This window comes from Streptomyces sp. NPDC048352, assembly GCF_040651895.1.
In the GTDB taxonomy this organism is placed as follows: domain Bacteria; phylum Actinomycetota; class Actinomycetes; order Streptomycetales; family Streptomycetaceae; genus Streptomyces.
Genome location: NZ_JBEZKZ010000075.1, coordinates 1 through 23947, shown reverse-complemented (window position 1 = coordinate 23947; position 23947 = coordinate 1). Strand labels below are relative to the sequence as shown.

23 protein-coding genes are annotated in these 23947 nt (G+C 75.9%); 15 read left to right on the top strand and 8 right to left on the bottom strand.

All coding sequences use genetic code 11. The features are described 5' to 3' along the window. Positions 1-12 precede the first annotated feature (12 nt). Complete coding sequence (locus AB0D45_RS28550) at positions 13-1602, bottom strand: alpha/beta hydrolase (RefSeq protein WP_362464227.1); 1590 nt, start codon at positions 1600-1602, stop codon at positions 13-15. Positions 1603-2210: 608 nt separating this feature from the next. Here AB0D45_RS28550 and AB0D45_RS28545 point away from each other — a divergent pair. The 4 genes from AB0D45_RS28545 (at position 2211) to AB0D45_RS28530 (ending at position 7136) form a co-directional block, all read left to right on the top strand. Further along, entirely contained in the window at positions 2211-2654 is a 444-nt protein-coding gene (locus AB0D45_RS28545) for an SRPBCC family protein (protein WP_362464224.1), read from the top strand. Positions 2655-2832: 178 nt separating this feature from the next. Beyond that, on the top strand, positions 2833-3666 hold the full coding sequence (locus AB0D45_RS28540; RefSeq protein ID WP_361608578.1) for a M55 family metallopeptidase: 834 nt from the start codon (positions 2833-2835) through the stop codon (positions 3664-3666). A gap of 1 nt (position 3667) precedes the next feature. Beyond that, on the top strand, positions 3668-5062 hold the full coding sequence (locus AB0D45_RS28535) for a M20/M25/M40 family metallo-hydrolase (protein ID WP_362464252.1): 1395 nt from the start codon (positions 3668-3670) through the stop codon (positions 5060-5062). 10 nt (positions 5063-5072) lie between these two features. Continuing rightward, on the top strand, positions 5073-7136 hold the full coding sequence (locus AB0D45_RS28530) for a prolyl oligopeptidase family serine peptidase (RefSeq protein ID WP_362464221.1): 2064 nt from the start codon (positions 5073-5075) through the stop codon (positions 7134-7136). Here AB0D45_RS28530 and AB0D45_RS28525 read toward each other — a convergent pair. After that, positions 7078-7956, bottom strand: a complete 879-nt coding sequence (locus AB0D45_RS28525; RefSeq protein WP_362464218.1) for a sigma-70 family RNA polymerase sigma factor — start codon at positions 7954-7956, stop codon at positions 7078-7080. The genes AB0D45_RS28530 and AB0D45_RS28525 overlap by 59 nt on opposite strands. A 149-nt stretch (positions 7957-8105) precedes the next feature. Here AB0D45_RS28525 and AB0D45_RS28520 point away from each other — a divergent pair, with 149 nt between their 5' ends. Both AB0D45_RS28520 and AB0D45_RS28515 read left to right on the top strand, forming a co-directional pair. Beyond that, on the top strand, positions 8106-8513 hold the full coding sequence (locus tag AB0D45_RS28520) for a VOC family protein (protein WP_362464215.1): 408 nt from the start codon (positions 8106-8108) through the stop codon (positions 8511-8513). 179 nt (positions 8514-8692) lie between these two features. Continuing rightward, positions 8693-9040 (top strand): VOC family protein, encoded by a 348-nt coding sequence (locus AB0D45_RS28515; protein ID WP_362464212.1) that lies wholly within the window; start codon positions 8693-8695, stop codon positions 9038-9040. Position 9041: 1 nt separating this feature from the next. Here AB0D45_RS28515 and AB0D45_RS28510 read toward each other — a convergent pair whose 3' ends face one another. Next, complete coding sequence (locus AB0D45_RS28510; RefSeq protein WP_362464209.1) at positions 9042-9755, bottom strand: hypothetical protein; 714 nt, start codon at positions 9753-9755, stop codon at positions 9042-9044. Between the two features lie 34 nt (positions 9756-9789). On the opposite strand from AB0D45_RS28510, the gene AB0D45_RS28505 reads away from it, so the two are divergent. Further along, positions 9790-10347 carry a GNAT family protein gene (locus tag AB0D45_RS28505; protein ID WP_362464206.1) on the top strand — a complete coding sequence of 186 codons (558 nt, stop codon included), beginning with the start codon at positions 9790-9792 and terminating at the stop codon, positions 10345-10347. Positions 10348-10431: 84 nt separating this feature from the next. Beyond that, positions 10432-12408 (top strand): DUF5107 domain-containing protein, encoded by a 1977-nt coding sequence (locus AB0D45_RS28500; protein WP_362464203.1) that lies wholly within the window; start codon positions 10432-10434, stop codon positions 12406-12408. Between the two features lie 67 nt (positions 12409-12475). Here AB0D45_RS28500 and AB0D45_RS28495 read toward each other — a convergent pair whose 3' ends face one another. Next, positions 12476-13306 (bottom strand): methyltransferase domain-containing protein, encoded by an 831-nt coding sequence (locus AB0D45_RS28495; protein WP_362464201.1) that lies wholly within the window; start codon positions 13304-13306, stop codon positions 12476-12478. 201 nt (positions 13307-13507) lie between these two features. On the opposite strand from AB0D45_RS28495, the gene AB0D45_RS28490 reads away from it, so the two are divergent. The 3 genes from AB0D45_RS28490 to AB0D45_RS28480 all read left to right on the top strand — a co-directional run bounded on the left by AB0D45_RS28490 (position 13508) and on the right by AB0D45_RS28480 (position 16623). After that, positions 13508-14080, top strand: a complete 573-nt coding sequence (locus AB0D45_RS28490; protein ID WP_362464198.1) for a TIGR03086 family metal-binding protein — start codon at positions 13508-13510, stop codon at positions 14078-14080. Positions 14081-14191: 111 nt separating this feature from the next. After that, complete coding sequence (locus tag AB0D45_RS28485) at positions 14192-15436, top strand: aminotransferase class I/II-fold pyridoxal phosphate-dependent enzyme (protein ID WP_362464249.1); 1245 nt, start codon at positions 14192-14194, stop codon at positions 15434-15436. Between the two features lie 47 nt (positions 15437-15483). Beyond that, positions 15484-16623, top strand: a complete 1140-nt coding sequence (locus tag AB0D45_RS28480) for an MBL fold metallo-hydrolase (RefSeq protein ID WP_362464196.1) — start codon at positions 15484-15486, stop codon at positions 16621-16623. Positions 16624-16672: 49 nt separating this feature from the next. On the opposite strand, the gene AB0D45_RS28475 is transcribed toward AB0D45_RS28480, so the two are convergent. From AB0D45_RS28475 to AB0D45_RS28460, 4 genes are read right to left on the bottom strand one after another with little or no spacing between them, the layout of a single operon-like run. Further along, positions 16673-17323, bottom strand: coding sequence for an XRE family transcriptional regulator (locus AB0D45_RS28475; protein WP_361609813.1), 651 nt, complete (start codon positions 17321-17323; stop codon positions 16673-16675). Between the two features lie 60 nt (positions 17324-17383). Then, on the bottom strand, positions 17384-17719 hold the full coding sequence (locus AB0D45_RS28470) for a MazG-like family protein (RefSeq protein ID WP_362464193.1): 336 nt from the start codon (positions 17717-17719) through the stop codon (positions 17384-17386). Next, positions 17716-18339 carry a VTT domain-containing protein gene (locus tag AB0D45_RS28465; protein WP_362464246.1) on the bottom strand — a complete coding sequence of 208 codons (624 nt, stop codon included), beginning with the start codon at positions 18337-18339 and terminating at the stop codon, positions 17716-17718. The genes AB0D45_RS28470 and AB0D45_RS28465 overlap by 4 nt, the downstream gene beginning before the upstream one ends. A gap of 17 nt (positions 18340-18356) precedes the next feature. Continuing rightward, a complete protein-coding gene (locus AB0D45_RS28460; RefSeq protein ID WP_362464191.1) occupies positions 18357-19133 on the bottom strand; it encodes an MBL fold metallo-hydrolase in 777 nt (258 codons plus the stop codon). A gap of 108 nt (positions 19134-19241) precedes the next feature. Here AB0D45_RS28460 and AB0D45_RS28455 point away from each other — a divergent pair, with 108 nt between their 5' ends. The 4 genes from AB0D45_RS28455 (at position 19242) to AB0D45_RS28440 (ending at position 23909) form a co-directional block, all read left to right on the top strand. Next, on the top strand, positions 19242-19646 hold the full coding sequence (locus AB0D45_RS28455; RefSeq protein WP_361609819.1) for a hypothetical protein: 405 nt from the start codon (positions 19242-19244) through the stop codon (positions 19644-19646). A 133-nt stretch (positions 19647-19779) separates the two neighbouring features. Then, the gene (locus AB0D45_RS28450; protein ID WP_362464188.1) at positions 19780-21945 is read left to right on the top strand and encodes a phage holin family protein; all 2166 of its coding nucleotides are present in this window, start codon (positions 19780-19782) and stop codon (positions 21943-21945) included. 75 nt (positions 21946-22020) lie between these two features. Further along, on the top strand, positions 22021-23427 hold the full coding sequence (locus AB0D45_RS28445; RefSeq protein ID WP_362464186.1) for an amino acid permease: 1407 nt from the start codon (positions 22021-22023) through the stop codon (positions 23425-23427). Positions 23428-23468: 41 nt separating this feature from the next. After that, positions 23469-23909 (top strand): SRPBCC family protein, encoded by a 441-nt coding sequence (locus AB0D45_RS28440; RefSeq protein WP_361609825.1) that lies wholly within the window; start codon positions 23469-23471, stop codon positions 23907-23909. Positions 23910-23947: the final 38 nt, after the last annotated feature.

Sequence of the window (23947 nt, the reverse complement as noted above, 5' to 3'; positions counted from 1 at the left end):
GCCCGACCGGCGTCAGCCCCGGAAGCCCAGCAGGCCGTGCAGGGCGGCGCCGCCCGCCGAGGGCGGCACCGCGCGGGTCGCCGTGGTCGGCTTCGGCGCCGCCGGCGCCGGGCAGCTCGCGTCCGCCGCCTGGCCCGTCCTCAGGTACGCCGAGAGCTTCTCGTCCAGGCACTTGTTCCCGCTCAGGGCGATGCCGTGGTTGCCGCCGCCCTCCTCCACCACCAGGGCCGAGCCCGCCAGCTTGTCCCGCATGCTCACCGCGCCCTCGTACGGGGTCGCGGCGTCCTCCGTCGCCTGGAACAGCAGCGCCTTGGGCAGCTTGGTGTTCGCCACGTCCGGAGCCTGGAGCGGCAGCGCGGGCCAGAACGCGCACGGGGCGTTGTACCAGGCGTTGTTCCAGGTCATGAAGGGCGCCTTGGCGTGCGTGCGCCACATGTCCGCCCGCCAGCGGGTCCAGTCCCGCGGCCACGCCGAGTCCCGGCACTGCACCGCCGTGTACACGCTGTAGCTGTTGCTCGCCGCGGGGTCCACCGCGCCCAGCCGCTCGTACGCCGCCACCAGGGGCTTGGCGTCCTTCTTCCCCGCGTACGCCGCGAAGGCCTCCGCCAGGGCCGGCCAGTAGCCGTTGTAGTAGGCGCCCGGCATGTAGGTGTCCTCCAGCTCGGACGGACCCACCTTCCCGCCCGCCGGGGTCTTGCGCAGCGCGCTCCGCATCTCGTACCAGCGCGCCTCGACCCGTGCCGGGTCGGTGCCCAGGTGGTAGGTGGCGTCGTACGCGGCCACCCACGCCAGGAACGCCTTGTGGCGGGCGTCGAAGGCCTGGTCCTGCGCGAGGTTGTCCACGTACCAGACGCCGCCCGGGTCGACCACCGAGTCCAGTACCAGCCGGTGCACCCGCTCCGGGTGGAGTTTGGCGTACACCGCGCCCAGGTAGGTGCCGTAGGAGTAGCCGAAGTAGCTGAGCCGCTCCGCGCCCAGGGCGGTGCGCAGCACCTCCAGGTCGCGGGCCGCCGAGACGGTGCCGACGTAGGGGAGCACGTCCGCGTGCTTGTCCCGGCAGGACACGGCGAAGTTGCGCACCCGCACCAGGTTGGCCCGCTCCGTCGCCGCGTCCCGCGGTACGGAGTCCGGCCGCACCGGCTTGAAGTGGCCGGCCCCGCAGTCCAGGGCGGGCTCGCTCTTGCCCACGCCCCGGGGGTCGAAGCCGATCACGTCGTACTGGGCGGCCACGTCCTTGGGCAGGGCGGAGGCGACGAACCCCGCCAGCGCGCGGCCGCTGCCGCCCGGGCCGCCGGGGTTGACCAGCAGCGGCCCCTGGGAGGTGGCGGCGGTGTGCGGGACGCGGGTCAGGGCCAGGGAGATCTGCCGCCCGGCGGGCTTCTCGTGGTCCAGCGGGACCTTGAGGGAGGCGCACTGCAGGGTGGGGTAGCGGGGGGTCGCGCAGCCGGTCCAGGCCAGCGCGGCGGCGGCCGGGGCGGGCGCCCCGGCCGGACCGGCCGGCGCGGCGGTGACGGGGGTCGCGAGGGCGGCGGCGATGGTGGACATCGCCAGCAGGACGGCGGCGCGCTTCTTCGCGGGGCGCAGCTTCGAGGGGTGGAGCATGGGGCCTCCCAGCCGAGGGTTCTGGGCGGAATCGTCCCGGAAACCGGGACGGGAAAGCGGGATTGGGCTGCCCATTGGCCCGATGTGATGACCCCTCGGGCGGCGTCCGGGTCACGGGAGCCCGCGGAACGGCCCCGCACCGGCGTCGGCCGATCCGGTCCGGCGGCCCCCGCCCGGGCCGCCGCGCCGGTGCGGCGGGGGACCGCGCCGGGCGGCGGCGGCGCGCGTCTCGCGCCGAACCGGGGCGCGGGCGCCCGGACTTGGCCGCCGGTGCGGCGCCGGTCACCGGCGGGCGCCCGAGCTCCGCCCGCGCACGTCCGTGCGTACCGCCCGGCCGGCCGCGGCCGACACCAGGCGGGCGGGCCGGTGCACCCGGTGCGCGCCCCGGGCCGCAGATGGAGTACCCGGGGTGTCACGGTGCCCCCCGGACCGCGCCGTCGCCCGGACGGCGGCCCCCGGCCGGGCACCGCCGCCGGAGCCGTCGGCGCCCTGCGCGCGGCGCCCTCCCCGGCAGGGGCCCGCACGGCGGCCGGCCCCGGATTTGGGCGGCCGCCCCGGAGGTGGTTGGCTTGCCGCGACGCACGATCCCAACTGCTGGAGGAACAGGTATGGCGCAGGTCGAGGCCACCACGGAGCGCATCATCGAGGCCGACGCGGACACCGTGTTCGACGCGCTGGCGGACTACACCGGCACCCGGAGCAAGCTGCTCCCCGAGCACTTCAGCGAGTACGAGGTGCGCGAGGGCGGCGACGGCGAGGGCACCCTGGTCCACTGGAAGCTCCAGGCCACCAGCAAGCGCGTACGGGACTGCCTGCTGGAGGTCACCGAGCCCACGGACGGCCAGCTCGTGGAGAAGGACCGCAACTCCTCCATGGTCACCACCTGGACCGTCACCCCGGCCGGCGAAGGCCGCTCCCGGGCCGTCGTCAGCACCGTGTGGAACGGCGCGGGCGGCATCGGCGGCTTCTTCGAGCGCACCTTCGCCCCCAAGGGCCTCGGCCGCATCTACGACACCGTGCTCGACAACCTGGCCCGGGAAGTCGCGTCCTGACGGGGGCCGTTGAGCGCCGGCGCGGCAACGCCCGGGGGCGGCTCACCGGTTCGGGTGGATTCCCGGCCGCCGTGAGCCGCCCGCGCCCGGCCGCCCGGCCCGCCCGGGCGTGGCCCCGGCCCGCGGGCGCACCGGGGGGCTAGGGTGGGGCTCCGCGACCCGACCCACCGGGGGCCCGATGAAGATCCTCGTCTCCGCCGACATGGAAGGCGCCACGGGCGTCACCTGGCCCGCAGACGTGCTGCCCGGAACCCCCCAATGGGAGCGCTGCCGGTCCCTGTTCACCTCCGACGTGAACGCCGCCGTACTCGGCTTCCACGACGGCGGCGCCGATCAGGTCCTCATCAACGAGGCCCACTGGACCATGCGCAACCTGCTCCTGGAGGAGCTCGACGCCCGCGCCGAGATGATCACCGGGCGCCACAAGTCCCTCTCCATGGTCGAGGGCGTCCAGCACGGCGACGTCGACGGCGTCGCCTTCGTCGGCTACCACACGGGCGCCGGCGCCGAAGGGGTCCTCGCCCACACCTACCTCGCCAACTCCATCACCGGCGTCTGGCTGAACGGCCTGCGCGCCAGCGAGGGAGTCCTCAACGCCCACGTCGCCGCCGAGTACGGCGTCCCCGTCATCCTGGTCACCGGAGACGACCTGACCTGCGCCGACGCCGCCGGGTACGCACCCGACGCCCGTACCGTCGCGGTCAAGGACCACGTCTCGCGCTACGCGGCCGTCTGCCGCACCCCCGCCCGTACCGCCGCCGACATCCGCGCCGCCGCCGCCGAGGCGGTCAAGCTCGCGGTGCGGCACGAGCCGGTGCGCGGCGGCCCCTTCACGGTGGACGTCGAGTTCGACGCCGAACACCTCGCGATGGCCGCGACGGTCGTCCCGGGCGTCGAGCGCTCGGGGGAGCGCAGGATCGCGTACACCAGCGGGACCATGTACGAGGGGATCCGGACCTTCAAAGCGGTCACGACGGTCGTCTCGGCGGCCGTGGAGGAGCAGTATGGCTGACATGCACCGGGTGGAAGGCGCCCCCCGCGGGGCCGCCCACGAAGCAGCGGCACCGCGCACCGGCGGCCCCGGTCCCGAGGCCCTCGACGCGCCGGCCTTCGACGAGGCCGTGGAGTTCACCTCCGGCCTGATCCGGATCGACACCAGCAACCGCGGCGGCGGCGACTGCCGCGAGCGGCCCGCCGCCGAGTACGTTGCCGAGCGCCTCGCGGGAGCCGGGCTGGAGCCCGTCCTGCTGGAGCGCACCCCGGGCCGCACCAACGTGGTGGCCCGGATCGAGGGCACCGACGCCTCCGCGCCCGCCCTCCTCGTCCACGGCCACCTGGACGTCGTCCCCGCCGAGGCCGCCGACTGGAGCGTGCACCCCTTCTCCGGAGAGGTCCGGGACGGCGTGGTCTGGGGCCGCGGCGCCGTCGACATGAAGAACATGGACGCGATGGTGCTGGCCGTCGTACGCGCCTGGGCGCGCTCCGGCGTGCGGCCGCGCCGGGACATCGTCATCGCCTACACCGCCGACGAGGAGGACAGCGCGGTCGACGGGTCCGGCTTCCTCGCCGACGAGCACCCGCACCTCTTCGAGGGCTGTACGGAGGGCCTGAGCGAGTCCGGGGCCTTCACCGTGCACCCCCGGCCCGGCCAGGCCCTCTACCCCATCGCGACCGGCGAACGCGGCACCGCCTGGCTCAAGCTGACCGCGCACGGCACCGCCGGACACGGCTCCAAACCCAACCGGGCCAACGCCGTCAGCCGGCTCGCCGCCGCCGTCGCCCGCATCGGCGCGTACGAATGGCCGGTCCGCCTCACCGACACCGTCGCCGCCTGCATCACCGAACTCGCCGCCCTCCAGGGCCTCGCCGTCGACCCGCGCGCCCCGGGCACCGACCTCGACGAACTCCTCGGCAAGCTCGGCCCGGCCGCGGCCCTCGTCGAGGCGACGATCCGCAACAGCTCCAACCCGACCATGCTCAGCGCCGGTTACAAGCTCAACGTCATCCCGGGCCACGCCACCGCCTACGTGGACGGACGGACGGTGCCCGGCGGCGAGGCCGAGTTCACCGCCACCCTCGACGCGCTCACCGGCCCCGACGTGCACTGGGAGTTCGAGCACCGGGAGGTCGCCCTCCAGGCCCCCCTGGACGGGCGGACGTACGGGATCCTGCGCGAGTCCGTCGAACACTTCGACCCCGACGGCCACGTGGTCCCCTTCTGCATGGCGGGCGGCACCGACGCCAAGCAGTTCTCCCGGCTGGGCATCACCGGCTACGGCTTCTCCCCGCTCAAGCTGCCGCCGCGCTTCGACTACTGGGCCCTCTTCCACGGCGTGGACGAGCGGGTCCCGGTCGACGCCCTGCACTTCGGGGTCCGCGTCCTCGACCGCGCACTGCGGGCCCTGTGATGGGAGCCCGGTGACGGCGGCGGCCGCCGGCGGCGGCCCCTACGGCAGCTGGCCCTCCCCGATCGGCGCGGAGATCGCCGCCGCCCACGACGGCCGGCCCGAGTACCTGGGCACCGTCGGCGCCGAGGTCTGGTGGACCGAGCCCCGGCCCGGCGAAGGCGGCCGCCGCACCCTGGTGCGCCGGCCCGCCGACGGCCGCGCCGCCCGCTCGGTGCTGCCCGCCCCGTGGAACGTGCGCAGCCGCCTCACCGAGTACGGGGGCCTGCCCTGGGCGGGCGCCGAACGGCCCGGCCGGGGCCCGGTGGTGGTCTTCGTCCATCACGCCGACCAGCGGCTGTACGCGTACGAACCCGACGCGCCCGGCAGCCCCCCGCCCCGCCCGCTCACCCCGCTCTCCGCGGTCGGCGGCGGCCTGCGCTGGGCCGACCCGGTGCTGCGCGACGGCGTCGTCTGGTGCGTACTGGAGGAGTTCACCGGCCCCGCACCCACCGACGTGCGGCGGGTGGCGGCCGCCGTCCCGCTGGACGGCTCCGCCGCCGCGGACCGGGCCGCGGTGCGGGAGCTGACCGGCGACCGGCACCGCTTCCGCACCGGGCCGAAACCCTCCCCCGACGGGCGCAGCGCGGCCTGGCTGGTGTGGGACCACCCCCGGATGCCGTGGGACGGCACCGAGCTGGAGGTGGCCGAGGTGACCGCGGACGGCGGGCTCGGCGAGCCCCGCACCGTGCTCGGCGGGCCGGACGAGGCGGTGGCCCAGGCGGCGTGGGCGGCCGACGGGACCCTGCTCGCGGTGAGCGACCGCAGCGGCTGGTGGAACCCGTACCGGGTCGACCCGGCCGGCGGGGAGGCGGTCAACCTGTGCCCGCGCGAGGAGGAGTTCGGCGGCCCGCTGTGGAAGCCGGGGCTGCGCTGGCTGGCCCCGCTGCCGGACGGCCCGGTGGCCGTGCTGCACGGGCAGGGCTCCTCGGTGCTCGGCGTCCTCGACCCCGACACCGGCGACCTGGTGGACGCGGCAGGGCCCTGGACGGACTGGCAGCCGGCCCTGGCCGTCAGCGGCACCCGCGTCTACGGGGTCGCCGCCAGCCCGCGCAGCGCCTACGAGGTCGTCGAGCTGGACACCTCGACGGGCCGCGCCCGGGTGGTCGGCGCCCGCGCCGCCGACCCGGTGGACCCGGCGTACTACCCGGAGCCGCAGAGCCGCACCTTCCCGGGGCCCGGCGGCCGCGAGATCCACGCCCACGTCTACCCGCCGCACCACCCCGCCCTGCGGGCGCCCGCCGACGAGCTGCCCCCGTACGTGGTCCGGGCGCACGGCGGCCCCACCGACCACGTGCCGCCCGTACTGGACCTGCACATCGCGTACTTCACCTCCCGCGGCATCGGCATCGTCGAGGTGAACTACGGCGGCTCCACCGGCTACGGCCGCGCCTACCGCGAGCGGCTGCGCGAGCAGTGGGGCGTGGTGGACGTCGAGGACTGCGCGGCCGTGGCCCGGGCGCTGGCCGCCGAAGGCACCGCCGACCCGGCCCGGCTCGCGATCCGCGGCGGCAGCGCGGGCGGCTGGACGGCGGCCGCCTCCCTGGCCGCCACCGACCTGTACGCCTGCGCCGCGGTCATCTACCCGGTGCTCGACCTGCGCGGCTTCGCCGCCGAGACCCACGACCTGGAGTCGCACTACACCGACGGGCTGGCCGGACCGCCGGCCGTCCTGGCGCTGCGCTGCCGCGAACGCTCCCCGGTGGCCCGCGCCGACCGGATCGACGCTCCCTTCGTGCTGCTCCAGGGCCTGGACGACCCCGTCTGCCCGCCCGCGCAGGCGGAACGGCTGCTCGCCGCCCTGCGCGGCCGCGAGCCGGCGGTTCCGCACGCGTACGTCACCTTCGAGGGCGAGGGCCACGGCTTCCGGCGGGCGGAGACGATGGTGCGCGCGCTGGAGGCGGAACTGTCGCTGTACGTGCAGGTGTTCGGCCTCGAACGGAGCGACGTCCCGCGCCTGGAGCTGCGTACCGGTTGGCTCACGCCGGGTCCGGCAGGTCCATCAGCGCCAGCTTGGCCGGGTCGGTCACGGCCGTGATGTCGGAGATCCGGCCGTCGACGACGGTGAACGCGAGGACCGAGAGCGGGGAGCCGTCCCCGCTCCAGGAAACGACGCCGGGCAGGCCGCCCACGAGCGCCGCTCGCCCCCGCGTGGCCGCGCCGGCGGCCGTCCGCGCGCCGGCGGCGACCTTGGTGGCGCCGAGGACGACGACCCTGCCGGCGGGCGTGTCGACGGTGAGTCTCACCTCGGGGTCGAGCACCCGCAGCAGCCCCTCGAAGTCGCCGTCACGGGCCGCCGCCAGGAAGGCCCGGACCACTTCCCGCTTCCCCCGTTCGACGCTTGTCGGCCGCTCGGTCGCCTGCACCTTCCTGCGGGCACGGCTGGCCAGCATCTTGGCGGCCGCGGTGGACTTGCCGAGGATCCTGCCGATCTCGTCGAACGGCACGGCGAACAGGTCGTGCAGCACGAACGCCAGCCGCTCGCCCGGCCGGAGCGATTCCAGTACGACGAGGAGCGCGAGCCCGACCGAGTCGGCGAGCACCACGTCCTCCTCCGGCGCCGGACTGTCGTCGAGCGTCACCACGATCTCCTGCAGACGATCGTCATAGGACGCCTCGGGACGGGCCTGGCGCGCGCGCAGGACGTCGAGGCTGATCCGGCCGACCACCGTGGTCAGCCAGCCGGCGAGGTTGTCGATGGCCGCCGGATCCCGGCGGGAGAGCCGCAGCCACGCCTCCTGGACCACGTCCTCGGCGTCGGCATGGGATCCGAGCATGCGGTGGGCGATCGCGCGCAGTCGGTCGCGCTGGGACTCGAAGGCCTCGGCGACCGCGGCCGCGCTGCCGTTGTCGGACATGGTGTTACCTTCCTCGGTTCCGCTCCGTCATGCGTGATGACGGGCCAGGACGGGCGCAGGTAACCCGACGGTTGACGCTCCGGCGCCGAATGCGCAGGCCCTGACCCTTTTCTGCAGCAACGCAGACCGACAGACGGAAGGACGACACGATGCTGACCAACGTCATGTACGCAACGCTCCATGTCACCGATCAGGACCGCGCGCTGCGCTTCTACACGGAGCAGCTCGGCCTGGAGAAGCGCATCGATTACCCGGGCCCTGACGGACGCTTCCTCACCGTGGGCGTCCCCGGCAGCCGGCTCGAGATCATCCTCTGGCCGCGCGCCGCGGCTACGGGGCAGCAGAGCGAGGTCCAGCCGGGCACCACGCCCGGTCCGGTCTTCCTTGAGTCGGACGACCTGCGGGCGGATTTCCAGGTGTTCCGCGACCGCGGTGTGACCTTCGACGGACCCGAGCCCGAGGACTACCCCTTCGGGGTCCGCATCGAGGCGGTGGACCCGGACGGCAACCGCATCTCGCTTCGCGAGCGGGGCCGGGCGGGCCGTGGCGACGGCTGACCGTTCGTGGACCCGGCGTGGCCGGCGCGGTCCTCCGCCGGCCACGCCGGGGCCGAAACGGAGTTGGCGATGAGCCTGACGACGTCGAACATGGACCCGACCCGACCCGACCCGACCCGACCCGACCCGACCCGACCCGACCCGACCCGACCCGACCCGACCCTGACGAGGTGCTCCGCATGCCCATGAAGATCGACTCGGTGATCGCTCGACAGCGCGTTGACGACCTGGACGCGGCCGTCCCCTTCTACGAGCGGCTGACGGGCCGGACGGCCGACCGCTTCGCATTCGCCGGTGTGCATCTGGCGAGTGTCGGGCCCTTCCTCCTGTTCTGCGGTCCGGACGAGGCAGTGCAGAGGGTCGCCGGGGTGAGTGCCACTCTGGCGGTCGGGGATCTGGCTGCTGCCGTCGAGGAAGCGACTGCGGCCGGTGCCACCGTGGTGATGCCGGCGCAGCCCACCCCCAACGGCCGGCGCGCGGTGCTGCGACACCCCCACGGGGGCGTGTACGAATACGTCGGCCCCTGAGCTATGCGGTGTGCAGCCAGACCCGCAGCGGGCCGATCGGGGCGAACCCCGCCCGGACGGCCGTATCGAGGGCCGGCCCGTGCTCGTATCCCACGACCGGCAGGTCCGGCCAGTACGCGGCGGCCGCTCCGAGGGCCGCCGCCCAGGCGGCGCCGGCGTCCGCGTCGTCGTGGGCGAACACGTTCGACACGCCCACCGCGCCGCCGCCGGTGCTCACGACCGCCCCGGCCGTGATCCGGCCCGCGTCACGGCCCGCCAGGAAGACGACGCCCTCCCGCAGCAGTCCCGGGTGGAACAGACCGGTGCTCTCCTCGCCGTCCCAGGCCGCCTCCCAGGCCGCCAGCTCCGCGGGGCTCTCGGCCTCACCCCACTCCAGGCGGCCGTCCTCGGATCCGGCGGGGGCGGCGGCGTCCGCCGGGCGGTGGATCCACTGCGCCTCGAACAGGACCTCGAAGCCGGCCGGGGCCAGTTCGAGCGCGGCGAAGCTGTCCTTCACCGAACAGCCGGGGGAGGAGGTGTCGACCCCGGCGAGCACCTCGGCGACCGAGGCCTGCGGCACCAGGGTGACGGCGTCGGGATACAGCGGCGGGGTCCGCCGCGGGCTGCACCAGAGGGCGCCGCGGAAGCGGCCGCTGCGGGAGACGGCGGCGCACCACTCCGCGTTGTTGCGGGCGGCCGCGCGCAGCAGCCCGGGGGTACTCGGGGTGATGATCACACCGGGATGCTGTCACAGTGCCTAAGCTGGGGCGATGCCATATTCCACCCCGCCGCGGTACGTCAGAGCGGGCCGACGGGTCGGCCTGCGCCCCTTCCGGCCCGCGGACGGACCGGAGTTCACCGCCCGCGCACGCGAGAGCCGCGCCCTGCACCGGCCGTGGCTGTTCCCGCCCACCACCGTGGAGGAGTACGAGCCGTACGCCGCCCGGCTGACGGAGGAGGACGGGCGGGCCGGCTTCCTCGTCTGCGAACTCGCCACGGGGGCCATCGCCGGCTTCGTCAACGTCAACAACATCGTCCGCGGCGCCTTCCAGTGCGGGGCGCTGGGCTACGGGGCCTTCGCGCACGCGGCGGGGCGCGGCCTGTTCGGCGAGGGCTTCGACCTGCTCCTGGCACACGCCTTCGCCGAGCCGGGGGCGGGGCTCGGCCTGCACCGCCTGGAGGCGAACATCCAGCCGGCCAACGCCGCCTCGATCGCCCTGGTCCGGGGCCGCGGCTTCCGCCTGGAGGGCCTCTCGCCGGAGTTCCTCTACGTCGACGGCGCCTGGAGGGACCACGAGCGCTGGGCCCGGACGGCCCCCGGCGCGTGAAGGGAGGCGCCTTTGCGTAATCCTGACCGGTGGTGATGTGCGGAACCCCTGTGCACCCGGGCCGCCGGCGTGTTCCATTTCCCCATGGCCACCACCGTCCGACGTGCCCGGCTCACCCTTCCCGCCGCCCCCTTGGGCCCTGACAACCCGCTGCCCGCCCTGCGCGCCCCCGACGGGGTGCACGAGCTGGACGAGCGCTCGCGCGGGGGACTGCCGCGCGACATGGCCCGCCAGATCGGCTACGAACCGCTGCGCTCCCTGCTGCCGGTCCGGATCCGCGACGGATACGGACGGCGGCGCACCGAGCGGGAGTTCGAGGCGGTCGTCATCGAGAACGGCCGGCTGCGCGCGACCGTGCTGCCGGGGCTCGGCGGCCGGATCCACTCCCTCGTGCACCTGCCCAGCGGGCGCGAACTCCTCTACCGCAACCCGGTGTTCCAGCCCGCGGACTTCGCACTCAACGGGGCCTGGTTCTCCGGCGGCATCGAGTGGAACATCGGCGCCACCGGGCACACCGCCCTGTCCTGCGCCCCGCTGCACGCGGCGCTCGTGCCGGCGCCCGACGGGGGCGTGATGGTGCGGCTGTGGGAGTGGGAGCGGCTGCGCGACCTGCCCTTCCAGGTGGACCTCTGGCTGCCCGCGGACTCGGACTTCCTGTACGCCGGCGTCCGCGTCCGCAACCCGCACGAGCGGCCCGCACCGGTCTACTGGTGGTCCAACACCGCCGTCCCCGAGGACGCCGGGACCCGCGTCCTCGCCCCCGCCGACGAGGCCTGGCACTTCGGGTACGAACGCTCGCTGCGCCGCATCCCCGTACCGCACTGGCAGGACGCGGACCGCACGTACCCGCTGGGCAGCGCCTACCCCGCCGACTTCTTCTACGAGGTCCGCGAGGAGGACGCGGACCGCCCCTGGATCGCCGCCCTCGACGCCGACGGGCACGGCCTGGTGCAGGCCTCCACGGGGCGGCTGCGCGGCCGCAAGCTGTTCGTGTGGGGTGCGGGCCCGGGCGGCCGGCGCTGGCAGGAGTGGCTGACCGAGCCGGGCACCGGCGGCTACGCCGAGATCCAGGCCGGGCTGGCCCGGACCCAGCTGGAGCACGTACGGCTGGACGCCGGGGCGGAGTTCAGCTGGCTGGAGGCGTACGGGCCGCTGTCGGCGGAACCCTCGGCGGTGCACGGCGCCGACTGGGCGGCGGCGCGCGGGGCCGCCTCGGCGGCGCTGGACGCCGTGCTGCCGGCCGGGACCCTGGACGCGGCGTACAAGGCGTGGCGCGGGCACGCCGACACCGAACCGGCGGAGCGGCTGGCGGACGGCTCGGGCTGGGGCGCGCTGGAGGTGCTGTGCGGGGGCCTGGCCCTGCCGGGCACCCCGTTCCCGGAGTCCACCCTGGAGGAGGCGCAGGAGCCCTGGCTGGCGCTGTGGCGCACCGGCGTGTTCCCCGCCCCGGACGCGGCCGCCCCGCCCGGCCCGAGCCTGGTCGCCGCGCACTGGCGGGACATGCTGGAGACCGCCCCGGCGGACCCGCTGACCGAGTACCACCTGGGCGTGGCCCAGTGGCACGCCGGTGACGTGGCCCAGGCCGTACGCAGCTGGGAGCGCGGGCTGGCGCAGGCGCCGTCGCGCTGGCCGCTGCTGCGCTGCCTGGCGGCGGCCGACGCCCTCGCCGGGAACCGGGAGCGGGCCGCCGACCGCTACGCGGCGGCCTTCGAGGGCCTGGCGGACGAGAGCCGGGGCGGCGAAGCCTGGACGGCCGCCGAGTCCGCGCTGGGGCGGGAGGCCATGACCGCCCTGCTCGCGGCCGGGCGCCTCGCGGCTGCGCGGGCCGTGTGGGACCGGCTGCGGCCCTCGCTGCGCGAGCAGGGCCGCTTCCGGCTGCTGGCCGCCCGGCTGCTGGCGGCGGAGGGGCACGTCGGCGCGGCCCGGCGCGTCTTCGAGGACGGCTTCGAGATCGCCGACCTGCGGGAGGGCGAGGAGACCCTGTCCGAGGTGTGGGCCGCCCTCACGGACCGCCCGCTGCCCCCGGAGTACGACTTCCGCATGCGCCCCCCGCAGCCGTGACGGTCCCGCGGCCGGGGGAGTGTCGTCGTAGCGGCCCCACCGGCCGGGAGGACTGCGGCGGCGCGACCTACAAGCGGCACAGCAGTTCGCCGTTCAGGACCGAGAACCACGCGTCGGGGGCGGCGCCCCAGGCGTGCCAGGCGGCGGCGATGTCCGCCAGTCCCTCCGGGGTGGCGTGGCCGCCGCCCGTCGCGACGGAGGCGTAGGAGGAGGCGGTGGTACGGTCCGCCCACAGGGACGACCACCAGGCGACCTCCTCCGCCGTCGCGTAGCACCACGCCGTCGCCGAGGCCTCCACCTGCGTGAACCCCGCCTCCCGCGCCCACGACAGCAGCCTGCGCCCGGCGTCGGGCTCACCGCCGTTGGCCCGGGCCACCCGCCGGTACAGGCTCTGCCATTCCTCCAGGCCCGGCGTCCGCGGATACCAGGTCATCGCCGCGTAGTCGGCGTCGCGTACCGCCACGATCCCGCCGGGCCGGCACACCCGGCGCATCTCCCGCAGCGCCCGCACCGGGTCGCCGACGTGCTGCAGCACCTGGTGGGCGTGGACCACGTCGAAGGAGTCGTCGGGGAACTCCAGCGCGTGGACGTCCGCCTCGGCGAAGTCGACGGCACCGGACAGCCCGCGCTCCGCCGCGTACGCGCTCGCCTGGGCCAGGACGTCCGGCGCCGCGTCGACCGCCGTGACGCGGCCGCCCGGGGCGACCAGCTCCGCCAGGTCCGCCGTGATGGTGCCCGGGCCGCAGCCCACGTCCAGCACGTGCATGCCGGGACGCAGTTCGCCGATCAGATAGGCGGCCGAGTTGGCGGCGGTGCGCCAGCGGTGCGAGCGCAGCACGGACTCGTGATGGCCGTGGGTGTAGACGGCCGTCTCGCGGGCGTCGGGGGTGCGGTTCATGGCGGACTCCTCGTCGTCGGAATCGTCGAAGGCGTGATGATCACCGTAGGGGATCTGCTCGTACTTTGAGATATGCGTTTTGACATGTGGACAAGCCGCTTGGGGCGCAAGGGGATTGAGCGGGTCGGTGGCAGGGCAGAGCAGGGGCGAGGACAGTGGGCCCCAGGGGCGGCGCACCCGAGGTGAAGGACGGTGGGAGCCATGCCGCAGACGCTGCTGGAATGGCACGCCGCGGCGCTGCGGCTCTTCGGCGAGCGGGTGCGGGCCGTCGGGCCCGCCCAGTGGGACGAGCCCACCCCCTGTACCGAGTGGACCGTGCGGGACCTGGTCAACCACGTCACCGGCGAGCAGCTCTGGGTCCCGCCGCTGCTCACCGAGGGGCGCACGGTGGCGGAGGTCGGCGACGAGCTCTCCGGCGACCTGCTCGGCGAGGACCCGGCGGACGCCTGGGACCGCGCCGCGGCCGCCGGGCACGCCGCCTTCGCCGCGCCCGGCGCGCTGGAGCGGACGGTCGCGCTCTCCTACGGGCCGACGCGCGGGTCGGCGTACTGCTCGGAGCTGACGGCGGACTGCGTCGTGCACGCCTGGGACCTCTCGCGGGGCATCGGCGCCGAGGACCGGCTCCCCGACGACCTCGTCGAGTTCTCCCTCAAGGAGGTCATGCCGTACGCCGACAGCCTCGCCGCGAGCGGCATGTACGCGGAGCCGCTGGAGGTGCCGGCCGGCGCGGACGCGCAGACGCGGCTGCTGGCCCTGCTCGGCCGGAAGGGCTGAGGGGTTAACGCTGAGGGGTTAACGGGCGTACCGGTGTAAATAATCGTATAAAGGGCAGGTCGATCGGTGGCGACAGCGGAAGGCGGGCACGTGTCGGGGATGGCCGAGGGCATGACGCAAGGGCTGGCCGGAGCGTGGCACCGCCCGGCGCCGGAGGGGCGCGGCCCGGTCCGGTACGGTCCCCCCGCCCCCGAGCCCGGCCTGCCGGTCGTGCGGGAGCTGGCCTCCGTACTCGCCGCCGCGGCGGACCGCGCCGCCCCCGAGCCCCCCGGCGGCGGTGAGGCGGTCCGCGAGGCCGCCTGCCGGTACTGGGCCCGGCGCGGGCTCCCCACCACCCCCGAGAACGTGGCCGCCGGGCCCGGCGCGCCCGCCCTGCTGCTGGCGCTGCTCGGCGCGTACGGCGGCGACGTGCTGCTGCCCCGGCCGTGTCCCGCCTGGTGGACGCCGCAGGTCCGGCTGCTGGGACGGCGGGCCTACCACGTGCCCACCCCGGCGGAGTGCGGCGGCGTACCCGATCCGTACGCGCTGCTGGAGACCGTACGGAGGGTCCGCGCCGAAGGCGGCGACCCGCGCGTGCTGCTGCTCTCGGTGGCCGACGACCCGACGGCGACGGTGCCGCCGCCCGAGATGCTGCGCGAGGCCTGCGAGGCCGCCGAGGCCGCCGGGCTGTTCGTGGTCAGCGACGAGAGCTGGCGCGACACCGTCCACCGGCCGCACGACACACTGGTGCTCAGCCCCGCCGAGATGCTCCCCGACCGGGCTGCCGTCCTCGTCGACCTCTCCGGGGCGCTGCTGCCCGGCGGCTGGCCCGCCGCCGTGGTCCGCTTCCCCGGCACCCCCGGCGGCACCTGGCTGCGCGCCCGTACCCTCGACGTCCTCACCGCCACCGGCGCGCTCGTCGCCGGCCCCCTCGCGGTGGCCGCCGCGCACGCCCTCGACGAATCCGACGCCGTCGCCGGACGCGCCTACGCGGCCGCCGCCCTGCACGGCGCGGTCGCGGCCGCCGCCCACCGGGAGCTGCTGGCCGCGGGCGCCCTGGCCCGGCCCCCGCAGGCCGGCCGGCACCTGTACGCGGACCTCACGCCGCTGCGCGCGGGCCTGGCGCGGCACGGGGTCGCGGACGCGATGGAACTGGAGGACTGGCTCGGTGCCCGCCTGGGCACGCAGACACCCGGCGGGCAGCGGTTCGCCGACGAACTGGGCGCGCTGCGCGTGCGGTTGTCGACCGGCCCGCTGCTGGGGGCCAGCCCGCAGGAGCGGCTCGCCGCGCTGGGCGCCCGGGACCCGCTGACGCTGCCACAGGTCCGGGGCGCGCTCGACCGGCTCGGGTCGGTGCTCGCCGGGCTGGCCGACTGACCCCCGCGGCCCGGTCCAGCCGGCCGCCGCCGAACGGAGACTTCTCTATGAGGGACCAGCCGGACGCCCCCGTGACGACCGCCCCGCCGGCCACCGGCCCCGGGGGCGCCGCCCCCGCGCTGCCGGGCCACCCGGCCCGGCCCCCGCAGGCCCCCGGCGCACCCGCCGGCTCCCCGTCCGGCCCACCCCCCGGGCCCCCGCCCGCCGCCCCCGCCGCCGCCCGACCGCTCGGCGAACACCGGCTGTGGCCGCGGACGTTCGCGGACCGGCTGACCACCCCGCTGCCCGGTGTCCGCGCCTTCGCCCGGCTGGCCCGCGAGGGCGCCTTCCGGCCCGGCCCGGAAGGGCTGAGCGGCATCCCCGACCTGCCGTACGAGCCCGCGCCGCTGCCGCCCGCGCCCCCCGGCGCCGTGTCCGTCACCTGGGCCGGACACGCCAGCTGGGTGCTGCGCACCGGCGGCCTGACGGTGCTCACGGACCCCGTCTGGTCACGGCGGATCCTCGGCACGCCGGCCCGGGTGACCCCCGTCGGGGTGCGGTGGGAGGAACTGCCGCCCGTGGACGCGGTGGTGCTCAGCCACAACCACTACGACCACCTCGACGCCCCCACCCTCAAGCGGCTCCCGCGCGACACCGCCCTCTTCGTCCCGGCCGGGCTCGCCCGCTGGTGCCGCCGCCGGGGCTTCACCCGGGTGACCGAGCTCGACTGGTGGGAGTACGCCGAACTGGACGGCGTGCGCTTCGAGTTCGTGCCGGCGCACCACTGGTCCAAGCGCTCCCTGCTGGACACCTGCCGCACCCTGTGGGGCGGCTGGGTGCTCACCGACACGGCCCAGGACCGGAAGGTCTACTTCGCGGGGGACACCGGCTACGGCCACTGGTTCGGCGAGATAGGCCGCCGCCACCCCGGCATCGACCTCGCGCTCCTGCCGATCGGCGCCTACGCCCCGCGCTGGTGGCTGCGCGACGTGCACGCCGACCCGGAGGAGGCGGTGCAGGCCTGCCTGGACCTCGGGGCGCGCAGGATGGCCCCGATGCACTGGGCCACCTTCGTCCTGTCCGCGGAGCCGGTCATGGAGCCCCTGCACCGCGCCCGCGCCGCCTGGGCGCGCGCCGGCCTGCCCCGCGAGGACCTCTGGGACCTGCCCATCGGCGCCTCCCGCACCCTCGGCCCCGAGGAGCCCTAGACCGTGCCGCCGCAGTCCCTCCTGGCGTGGGCTGCTTCGACGGCACTCCCTAGGGCTCCCCGGGCCGGCGGGCCCTCGGCCTGGCGACCACGTGCATGCGCTCGCCCTGCTTCCCGAAGAGGCTGAGGATCTCCACGGGCCGTCCGTCCGCGCTGCCGAACCAGTGCGGGGTCCGGGTGTCCCACTCGGCGGCCTCGCCGGGGCCCAGCACCAGATCGTGCTCGGCCAGCACGAGCCGCAGCCGGCCGGTCAGCACGTACAGCCACTCGTAGCCCTCGTGCGTGCGCAGGTCCGGCTCGGCGCCCCGGTCCGGGATGACCATCTTGTACGCCTGGAGCGGGCCGAGGCCCTGCGTCAGCGCCACCGACGTCCCGCCGTGCGGCATCGCGCGGGGCGTCATCCGCACACGCGGATCACCCACCGGCGGCGCTCCGACCAGGTCGTCCAGGGCCACCCGGTAGGCGCGGGCGAGCGGCAGCAGCAGTTCCAGGCTCGGCCGCCGCCGCCCCGACTCCAGCCGGGACAGGGTGCTCTTGGAGATCCCGGTCTCCTCGGAGAGCGCGGCCAGGGTCAGGCCGCGCCGGTCCCGCAGCCGCCGGAGCCGGGGGCCGACCTCGTCGAGCACGGCGCGGTGCGGCGCCGGTTCGTCCGGGCAGACGTCCACGCGGGCGTCGTCGGCATCGTCCAGGCGGGCATCCATGCGGGCATTCCACCGCACCGTCCCGGAAACGGCAACAGCAGTTGCCGCGACGGGGCAGGTTCAGGGGCCCTGCTCCGGCAGGAAGCGGGCGGACTTCACGGCCAGTTGCCGCGCGAAGTAGTCCGCCGCGTCCGGCCGCATCCGGGCGAGCGCCACCATGCCGGTGATGATGACGTCGCACACCTCGTCGTGCACGTCGTCCCAGCTGTGCGACCGGCCCTTGCGGGGGTTGCTGCCCGTGGCGCCGATCACCGCCTGGGCCGCCTCGCCGAACTCCTCGCCGATCTTCAGCACTTGGATGACATGGCTCTGCGGAGGGCGCACCCCGCGCTCGGCGGCGGACGCGTCGAAGTGGGCGGCGAGCGCGCGGACGGTGTCCCAGGAAGCGGAGTTCACGGCCGGACCCTGCCCGGCCGCACCCGGCGCCACACCCCGGGTGCCGCGCTGATCATCAGCGCCAGGCCCACCGCCAGCACCACGCCCTTCCACGGCTCGGAGAAGAGCGAGCCGCCCAGGATCCCGATCAGCCCGTACGTCACCGCCCAGGCCAGGCAGGCCGGGCCGTCCCCCCGGGCGAACCGGCGCAGCGGCAGCCCGCCCAGCAGGCAGGCCAGCATCACCGGGATCCGGCCCGCCGGGACCAGCCGGGAGAGCACCAGCACCAGCACCCCGTGCTCCTCCAGCCGCACCCGCGCCCGCTCCAGCCGCTCCGGCGCGGCCCGCCCCCGCAGGGACTCCAGCCAGCGCGAGCCGCCCCGCGAACGCACCCCGCGCGAGCCCAGCCAGTACAGCGCGACGTCCCCGGCGAACGCGGCCAGCGCGGCCACCCCGATCACCAGCACCACCCCGAACGGCAAGGACCGGTGGTGGAAGGCCACCACCGCCGCCGAACTCACCAGCGCCCCCGTCGGGATCACCGGCACCAGCGCCCCCAGCGCCACCAGCACGAACAACGCCGGGTAGCCGACCGCCTGCTGGGTGGTCTCCGGCGGCACCCGGCCCACCACCACCTCCACCGCCTCCCGCCACGGCGTCACGGCAGCCGCACCCGCTCCCCGTGCGCGGGGACCCGTACCGTCACCTTCGGCACGAGCAGCCCCGCCCGCCGGGCGAACTCCCCGCCCGGCGCGTGGAACTCGTGCGGCCGCACCGCGTCCATGCCGATCGGCCAGTACGTCCCGTAGTGCACCGGCACCGCCGCCGCCGGCGCCAGCTCCGCCAGGGCCCGCGCCGCACGCTCCGCGTCCAGGTGCCCCGGCCCCAGGTACGGCCCCCAGCCCCCGACCGGCAGCAGCGCCACGTCCACCGGACCGACCTCCTCGGCCATCGCGTCGAACAGCCCGGTGTCCCCGGCGAAGTACGTCCGCGCCGCGCCCTCGACCACGTACCCCAGCGCCGGTGCCCGCTGCGGCCCGAACGGCAGCCGCCGCCCGTCGTGCCGCGCGCTCACCGCCCGGACCCGTACGCCCTCCCGGACGCGCACCTCCTCGCCGGGGACCACCTCCGTCACCGCCAGCCCCCGCGCCCGCGCGAGCCGCGCCAGCCCCGGCACCGCCCTGCGCGCGCCGCGCGGCACCACCAGCCGGGTGCCGGGCGCCAGCACGGCCAGCGACGGCAGGTGCAGGTGATCCGCATGCAGGTGCGAGACCAGCACGACCTCCGCCTCCGCCGCCTCCGGCGGGGGCACCGCCCCGCGCCGCCGCCGCAGATGCGCCAGCCGCCGGGCGAACAGCGGATCGGTCAGCACCCGCACCCCCGAGTCCCGCACCGTGCACGTGGCATGGCCCCACCAGGTGATCTCGACCTCCATCCCGCACCCCTTCCCCCCGCCCGCCGGGGCGTAACCCCGCGTCCGGGTCGGACCGGAACCCGACGGCCCCCTCCTCCCCGGGCCCGGATCGGAGTAGGGTCGGGCGCCATGGATGCGCTGCGCGTGGCCGCGATCGCCAGCCTGGCCCCGCTGGAGGAACTCGACGCCGACCCCTTCGCCGTGGACACCCGCAGCCAGCACGCCATGTGCGCGCGCTGGGCCGCCGGGCAGGGCTACGTGGTCACCCGGCACCTGCTCTTCTACGGGCTGCGGGCCGACCACTGCGGGCTGTGGCGCGACGTGGACGCCGGGCAGGTCGACCTGTTCGTCGCGCCCAACCATCGCGTCCTGGCCCGGGCGCTGCGCTCCGTCGAGGAGTTCACCGCCGAGTGCGAGCGGCGCGGCGTACGGCTGGAGACCGCCGGGCTCGACGAACCGGCGTACACCTCCGCCATGAAGGCCGAGGTGCACCGCAGACTGTCCATGCCGACCGCCGGCTACGACGGCACCTGACCGGCACCCGGCCGCCGCGCCCCGTACGCCCGTGCGCCACCCGTGCCGACCGGCCGCTTCCGCCGCCCTGTGCGACGCTGGCGGAGGGGACCGCGGGCCGGAAGCGCGGACCGGGGAGCGAGGCGGGTGCGGCGTGTGGCGACGGCGGTGGGGCTGGCGGGCCGCGGGCGGGGCCCTGGTACGGGTCGTGCTCGTCTGGGCGGTGTCCACGCTGACCATGCTCGTGCTGGCCGGGATCCTGCCCGACTTCCGCCTGCAGTCCGCCGACGGTGACAGCGTCACCCGCACCGGGCTGACCGCGGCCTGGGGCGCCGGCGCCTTCGGCCTGCTGAGCGCGCTGGTGTGGCCGGTCCTGGTCCGGGCCCTGCTGCTGGTGCCCGCGCTGGTCCTCGGGCTGCTCGTCTTCTTCCTCAACGGCTCGCTGCTGCTGATGGCCCTGAGCCTGATCCCCGACGGGCGGGGCGCTGCGGCCGCACCCGAGACGGCGGTGGTCGTCGCCGCCGTGATGTCCGCGGTGGCCTCGGCCACCTCCACCGCGCTCGCGGTGCGCGACGACGAGGCGTACCGGCGCCGGCTGTACCGGCTCGCCGACCGGCGCCGCCGCCGCTTCGGGGCGCCCCCGGGCGGCAGCCCCGGGCTGGTCTTCCTCCAGCTCGACGGCGTCGGGTACGAGGTGCTGCGCCGGGCGGCGGCCGACGGGCTGATGCCGACGGCGGCCGCCTGGCTGGAACGCAGCCACCGCATGACGCCCTGGCACACGGACTGGTCCAGCCAGACGGGCGCCAGCCAGCTCGCCATCCTGCACGGCTCCAACTTCGACGTCCCGGCCTTCCGCTGGTACGACAAGGACACCGGCGAGGTGATGGTCTGCAACCGGCCCACCAGCGCCGCCGAACTCCAGCGCCGGGCCGTCGAGCGGACCCGGGACGGCGGCCTGCTCACCCTGGACGGCGCCAGCCGGGGCAACCTGTTCAGCGGGGGCGCCGACCAGCTGGCGCTGGTGCTGTCCGTCTCGGCCCGGCGGGGCCGCGCCAACCGCTCCCGGGCGGGGTACTTCGCGTACTTCTCCGACCCGGCCAACGCGGTGCGCACCGCACTGTCCTTCGTCGCCGAGGTGTGCCGGGAGATCGGCCAGTCGCTGCGGTCGCGGCTGCGGGCGGAGCACCCCCGGGTGGGGCGCGGCGGTCTGTACCCGCTGATCAGGGCCTTCGCGACGGTGGTCGAGCGGGACGTGGTGGTCGCCGCGGTGATCGGGGACGTGCTCGCGGGCCGCGCCGCCGTCTACGCCGACCTGGTCGCCTACGACGAGGTCGCGCACCACTCGGGCCCGCACGGCCGGGACACCGACCGGGTGCTGGCCCGGCTCGACCGGAGCCTCGCGCTGATCGCCCGGGTCGCCGAGCACGCCCCCCGGGAGTACCGCTTCGTGCTGCTGTCGGACCACGGCCAGAGTCCCGGGGAGACGTTCCTCGGCCGGTACGGCCTCGGCCTGGAGGACCTGGTCCGGGCGGGCTGCGGGCTGCCCGTCTCCCGCCGGGCCGGCCGCACCCGCAGCGGCGCCGAGGCCCGCGCGGCGGTACTGGCCGCCCTGCACCGGCCCGTGGAGGAGGAGGGGGAGGAGGCCCGCCCGGGGCCGGGCCCCGACCCGGTGGTGCTGGCCTCGGGCAACCTCGGGCTGATCTCCTTCCCCGACCTGCCGGGGCGGGCGTCCCGGGAGCGGATCGAGCGGGCGCACCCCGCCCTGCTGCCCACCCTGGCCAACCACCCGGGGGTGGGCTTCCTGCTGGTCGACGGGGAGGTGCTGGGCCCCGGCGGGGCGGTCGCGCGGCTGGACGTGCCGGGGGAGGCGGAGGAGCTGCTGGCCGCCTTCGGCCCGGGCGCGGCGCGGGCGGTCCGCCGGGCGGACTCCTTCCCGCACGTGGCCGACGTCATGGTCAACTCGGCGTACGACCCGGCGACCGGCGCCGTGCACGCCTTCGAGGAGCAGATCGGCTCGCACGGCGGCCTGGGCGGGGAGCAGACCCGCCCCTTCCTGATGTGGCCGACGGTGCTGTCGGAGCCGGGACCGGAGCCGGTGGGCGCCGAAGCCGTGCACGCGGTGCTGCGCCGCTGGCTCCGCGAGGCGGACGGCCCGCAGGTCCCGCTGGCCGGGCAGCGTGCGGCGGAACCCGCCGGGCAGCCCCCGGCGGCCGGTGGCGCCCGCCCCGCCCACGCCCTGCGGGAGGATCACCGGCCCAGGGGCGAAACGGATGGAATCCTTCCTTCCGCAGAGGTCCCGGCGCCGGACGAAACACGGTGATTTGGCGCGCTCTGCGCGGTGGTCAACCATGGGTCGACCTGCCCACCATGTGAGACATTCCGAGGCGCACCACCGATGACCAGCACCGCAGCCCCGCCCGCCGAGGCCACCGCAGCCCCGCAGGCCCCCCGCCAGGGGGACCGGCACGCCCGCCGCTTCAGCCTTCCGGTCGCCGTCTGCCTGGTCATGGGGAACATCATCGGCGGCGGGATCTTCCTGCTCCCCGCCTCCGTAGCCCCCTTCGGCACCATCAGCCTCCTCGCCTTCGCCGTCCTGACCCTCGGCGCGATCGCCCTCGCCCTCGTCTTCGGCCGGCTCGCCGAACGCCACCCGCAGACCGGCGGGCCCTACGTGTACGTGCGCGCCGCCTTCGGCGACTTCGCCGGCTTCCTCGCCGCGTACAGCTACTGGATCACCGCCTGGGTCTCGAACGCCGCCCTCGCCGTGGCCTCGGTGGGCTACCTCGCGGTGCTCTTCCCGGCCGTCGGCGAGCACCGGTGGTCCATGTGCCTGGCCGCCCTGGCCGTGCAGTGGCTGCCCGCCCTCGCCAACCTGGCCGGCACCCGGTACGTGGGCGCGGTCCAGCTGGTCGCGACCGTCCTGAAGCTGGTCCCCCTGCTGCTCGTCGCCGTGGGCGGCCTGTTCTTCTTCGACCCCGCGAACCTCGGCCCGTTCCAGGCCACCGGCCAGAGCCCGGTCGGCGCGGTCTCCGCGTCCGCCGCGATCCTGCTCTTCAGCTACCTCGGCGTCGAGTCCGCGGCCGTCAGCGCGGGCGAGGTCCGCGACCCCGCCCGCAACGTCGGCCGGGCCACCGTCCTCGGCACCGTCGGCGCGGCCACCGTGTACCTGCTCGGCACCCTGTCCGTCTTCGGCCTGGTCGCCCACGAGAAGCTGGTCTCCTCCCAGGCCCCCTTCACGGACGCCGTCAACGCCGTCTTCGGCGGCACCTGGGGCGGCACCCTCGTCGCCGGGGCGGCCGTGGTCTCGATGGCCGGCGCCCTCAACGGCTGGACCCTGCTCAGCGCGCAGATCCCGTACGCGGCCGCCAAGGACGGGCTCTTCCCGAAGGCCTTCGAGAGGAAGGAACGCGGGGTCCCGGTGGTCGGCGTCCTCGTCACGGCCGTCCTGGCCTCCTGCCTGACCGTCTACAACGCCGCGGCTCCCGGCCCCGGCGCGGGCTCGGCAGGGGTCTTCGAGGTCCTGGTCCTGGTCACCACCTTCACCGCGACCGTGCCCTACCTGCTCTCCACGGCCGCGCAGCTGTACTTCCTGGCCTCGGGCCGGCCGGAGCGGGTGCGGCGCGGGCGGCTGGTGCGCGACGCCGTCGTCGCCGGGCTGGCCTTCGCGTTCTCGATGTGGCTGGTCGCCGGATCGGGCTACGCGGCCGTCTACCAGGGCGTGCTGTTCCTCTTCGCGGGCGTCCCGGTGTACGCCGTGATGGCCGCCCGCAAGCGCCGCGCGGCTGTTCCGCCCGCGGAGTAGTTTGGAGGGAAAGGCCGGCCAGGGGGGCGCTGGGGGTCGCCATGTCCGCGATCAGCAAGAGCATCGACATCGACCGCAGGCCCGAGGACGTCTTCGCCTACGTGACGGACCCCCGGCACCTGCCGGAGTGGCAGGACAGCGCCCTGTCCGCCCTGCCCCTGGGCGACCTGCCGGTCCATGCCGGCTCGCGGGTCCTCGTCACCCGCCGGATCGGCAGGCGCAGGGTCCCGGCCACCGTGGAGTACACCGAGGTCGACCCGCCGCGGAGCTGGCACCTGCACGGCGTCGACGGGCCGGTCCGGCCGGACGTACGGGGCCGGATCGAGCCCCTGGACGACGGGACCCGCTCGCGCGTCACGCTCTCCGTCGACTTCGAGGGCCACGGCCTGGGCAGGGGCCTCGTGCCCCTCGTGGTCAAGTCCCTGGTCCGCAAGGAGATGCCCCGCAGCGAGGAGAAGCTCAAGCACCTGCTCGAGCACTGAGGAGCCCCGGGATACCGCGAGACCCGCGGGCCCGCGCC

What these genes read in the sequence shown, in the direction of transcription:
- AB0D45_RS28550 (WP_362464227.1), bottom strand. Translation starts at nt 1,602, where the DNA reads ATGCTCCACCCCTCGAAGCTGCGCCCCGCGAAGAAGCGCGCCGCCGTC.
- AB0D45_RS28545 (WP_362464224.1), top strand. Translation starts at nt 2,211, where the DNA reads ATGGCGCAGGTCGAGGCCACCACGGAGCGCATCATCGAGGCCGACGCG.
- AB0D45_RS28540 (WP_361608578.1), top strand. Translation starts at nt 2,833, where the DNA reads ATGAAGATCCTCGTCTCCGCCGACATGGAAGGCGCCACGGGCGTCACC.
- AB0D45_RS28535 (WP_362464252.1), top strand. Translation starts at nt 3,668, where the DNA reads ATGCACCGGGTGGAAGGCGCCCCCCGCGGGGCCGCCCACGAAGCAGCG.
- AB0D45_RS28525 (WP_362464218.1), bottom strand. Translation starts at nt 7,956, where the DNA reads ATGTCCGACAACGGCAGCGCGGCCGCGGTCGCCGAGGCCTTCGAGTCC.
- AB0D45_RS28520 (WP_362464215.1), top strand. Translation starts at nt 8,106, where the DNA reads ATGCTGACCAACGTCATGTACGCAACGCTCCATGTCACCGATCAGGAC.
- AB0D45_RS28515 (WP_362464212.1), top strand. Translation starts at nt 8,693, where the DNA reads ATGCCCATGAAGATCGACTCGGTGATCGCTCGACAGCGCGTTGACGAC.
- AB0D45_RS28505 (WP_362464206.1), top strand. Translation starts at nt 9,790, where the DNA reads ATGCCATATTCCACCCCGCCGCGGTACGTCAGAGCGGGCCGACGGGTC.
- AB0D45_RS28500 (WP_362464203.1), top strand. Translation starts at nt 10,432, where the DNA reads ATGGCCACCACCGTCCGACGTGCCCGGCTCACCCTTCCCGCCGCCCCC.
- AB0D45_RS28495 (WP_362464201.1), bottom strand. Translation starts at nt 13,306, where the DNA reads ATGAACCGCACCCCCGACGCCCGCGAGACGGCCGTCTACACCCACGGC.
- AB0D45_RS28490 (WP_362464198.1), top strand. Translation starts at nt 13,508, where the DNA reads ATGCCGCAGACGCTGCTGGAATGGCACGCCGCGGCGCTGCGGCTCTTC.
- AB0D45_RS28485 (WP_362464249.1), top strand. Translation starts at nt 14,192, where the DNA reads ATGACGCAAGGGCTGGCCGGAGCGTGGCACCGCCCGGCGCCGGAGGGG.
- AB0D45_RS28480 (WP_362464196.1), top strand. Translation starts at nt 15,484, where the DNA reads ATGAGGGACCAGCCGGACGCCCCCGTGACGACCGCCCCGCCGGCCACC.
- AB0D45_RS28475 (WP_361609813.1), bottom strand. Translation starts at nt 17,323, where the DNA reads ATGGATGCCCGCCTGGACGATGCCGACGACGCCCGCGTGGACGTCTGC.
- AB0D45_RS28460 (WP_362464191.1), bottom strand. Translation starts at nt 19,133, where the DNA reads ATGGAGGTCGAGATCACCTGGTGGGGCCATGCCACGTGCACGGTGCGG.
- AB0D45_RS28455 (WP_361609819.1), top strand. Translation starts at nt 19,242, where the DNA reads ATGGATGCGCTGCGCGTGGCCGCGATCGCCAGCCTGGCCCCGCTGGAG.
- AB0D45_RS28445 (WP_362464186.1), top strand. Translation starts at nt 22,021, where the DNA reads ATGACCAGCACCGCAGCCCCGCCCGCCGAGGCCACCGCAGCCCCGCAG.
- AB0D45_RS28440 (WP_361609825.1), top strand. Translation starts at nt 23,469, where the DNA reads ATGTCCGCGATCAGCAAGAGCATCGACATCGACCGCAGGCCCGAGGAC.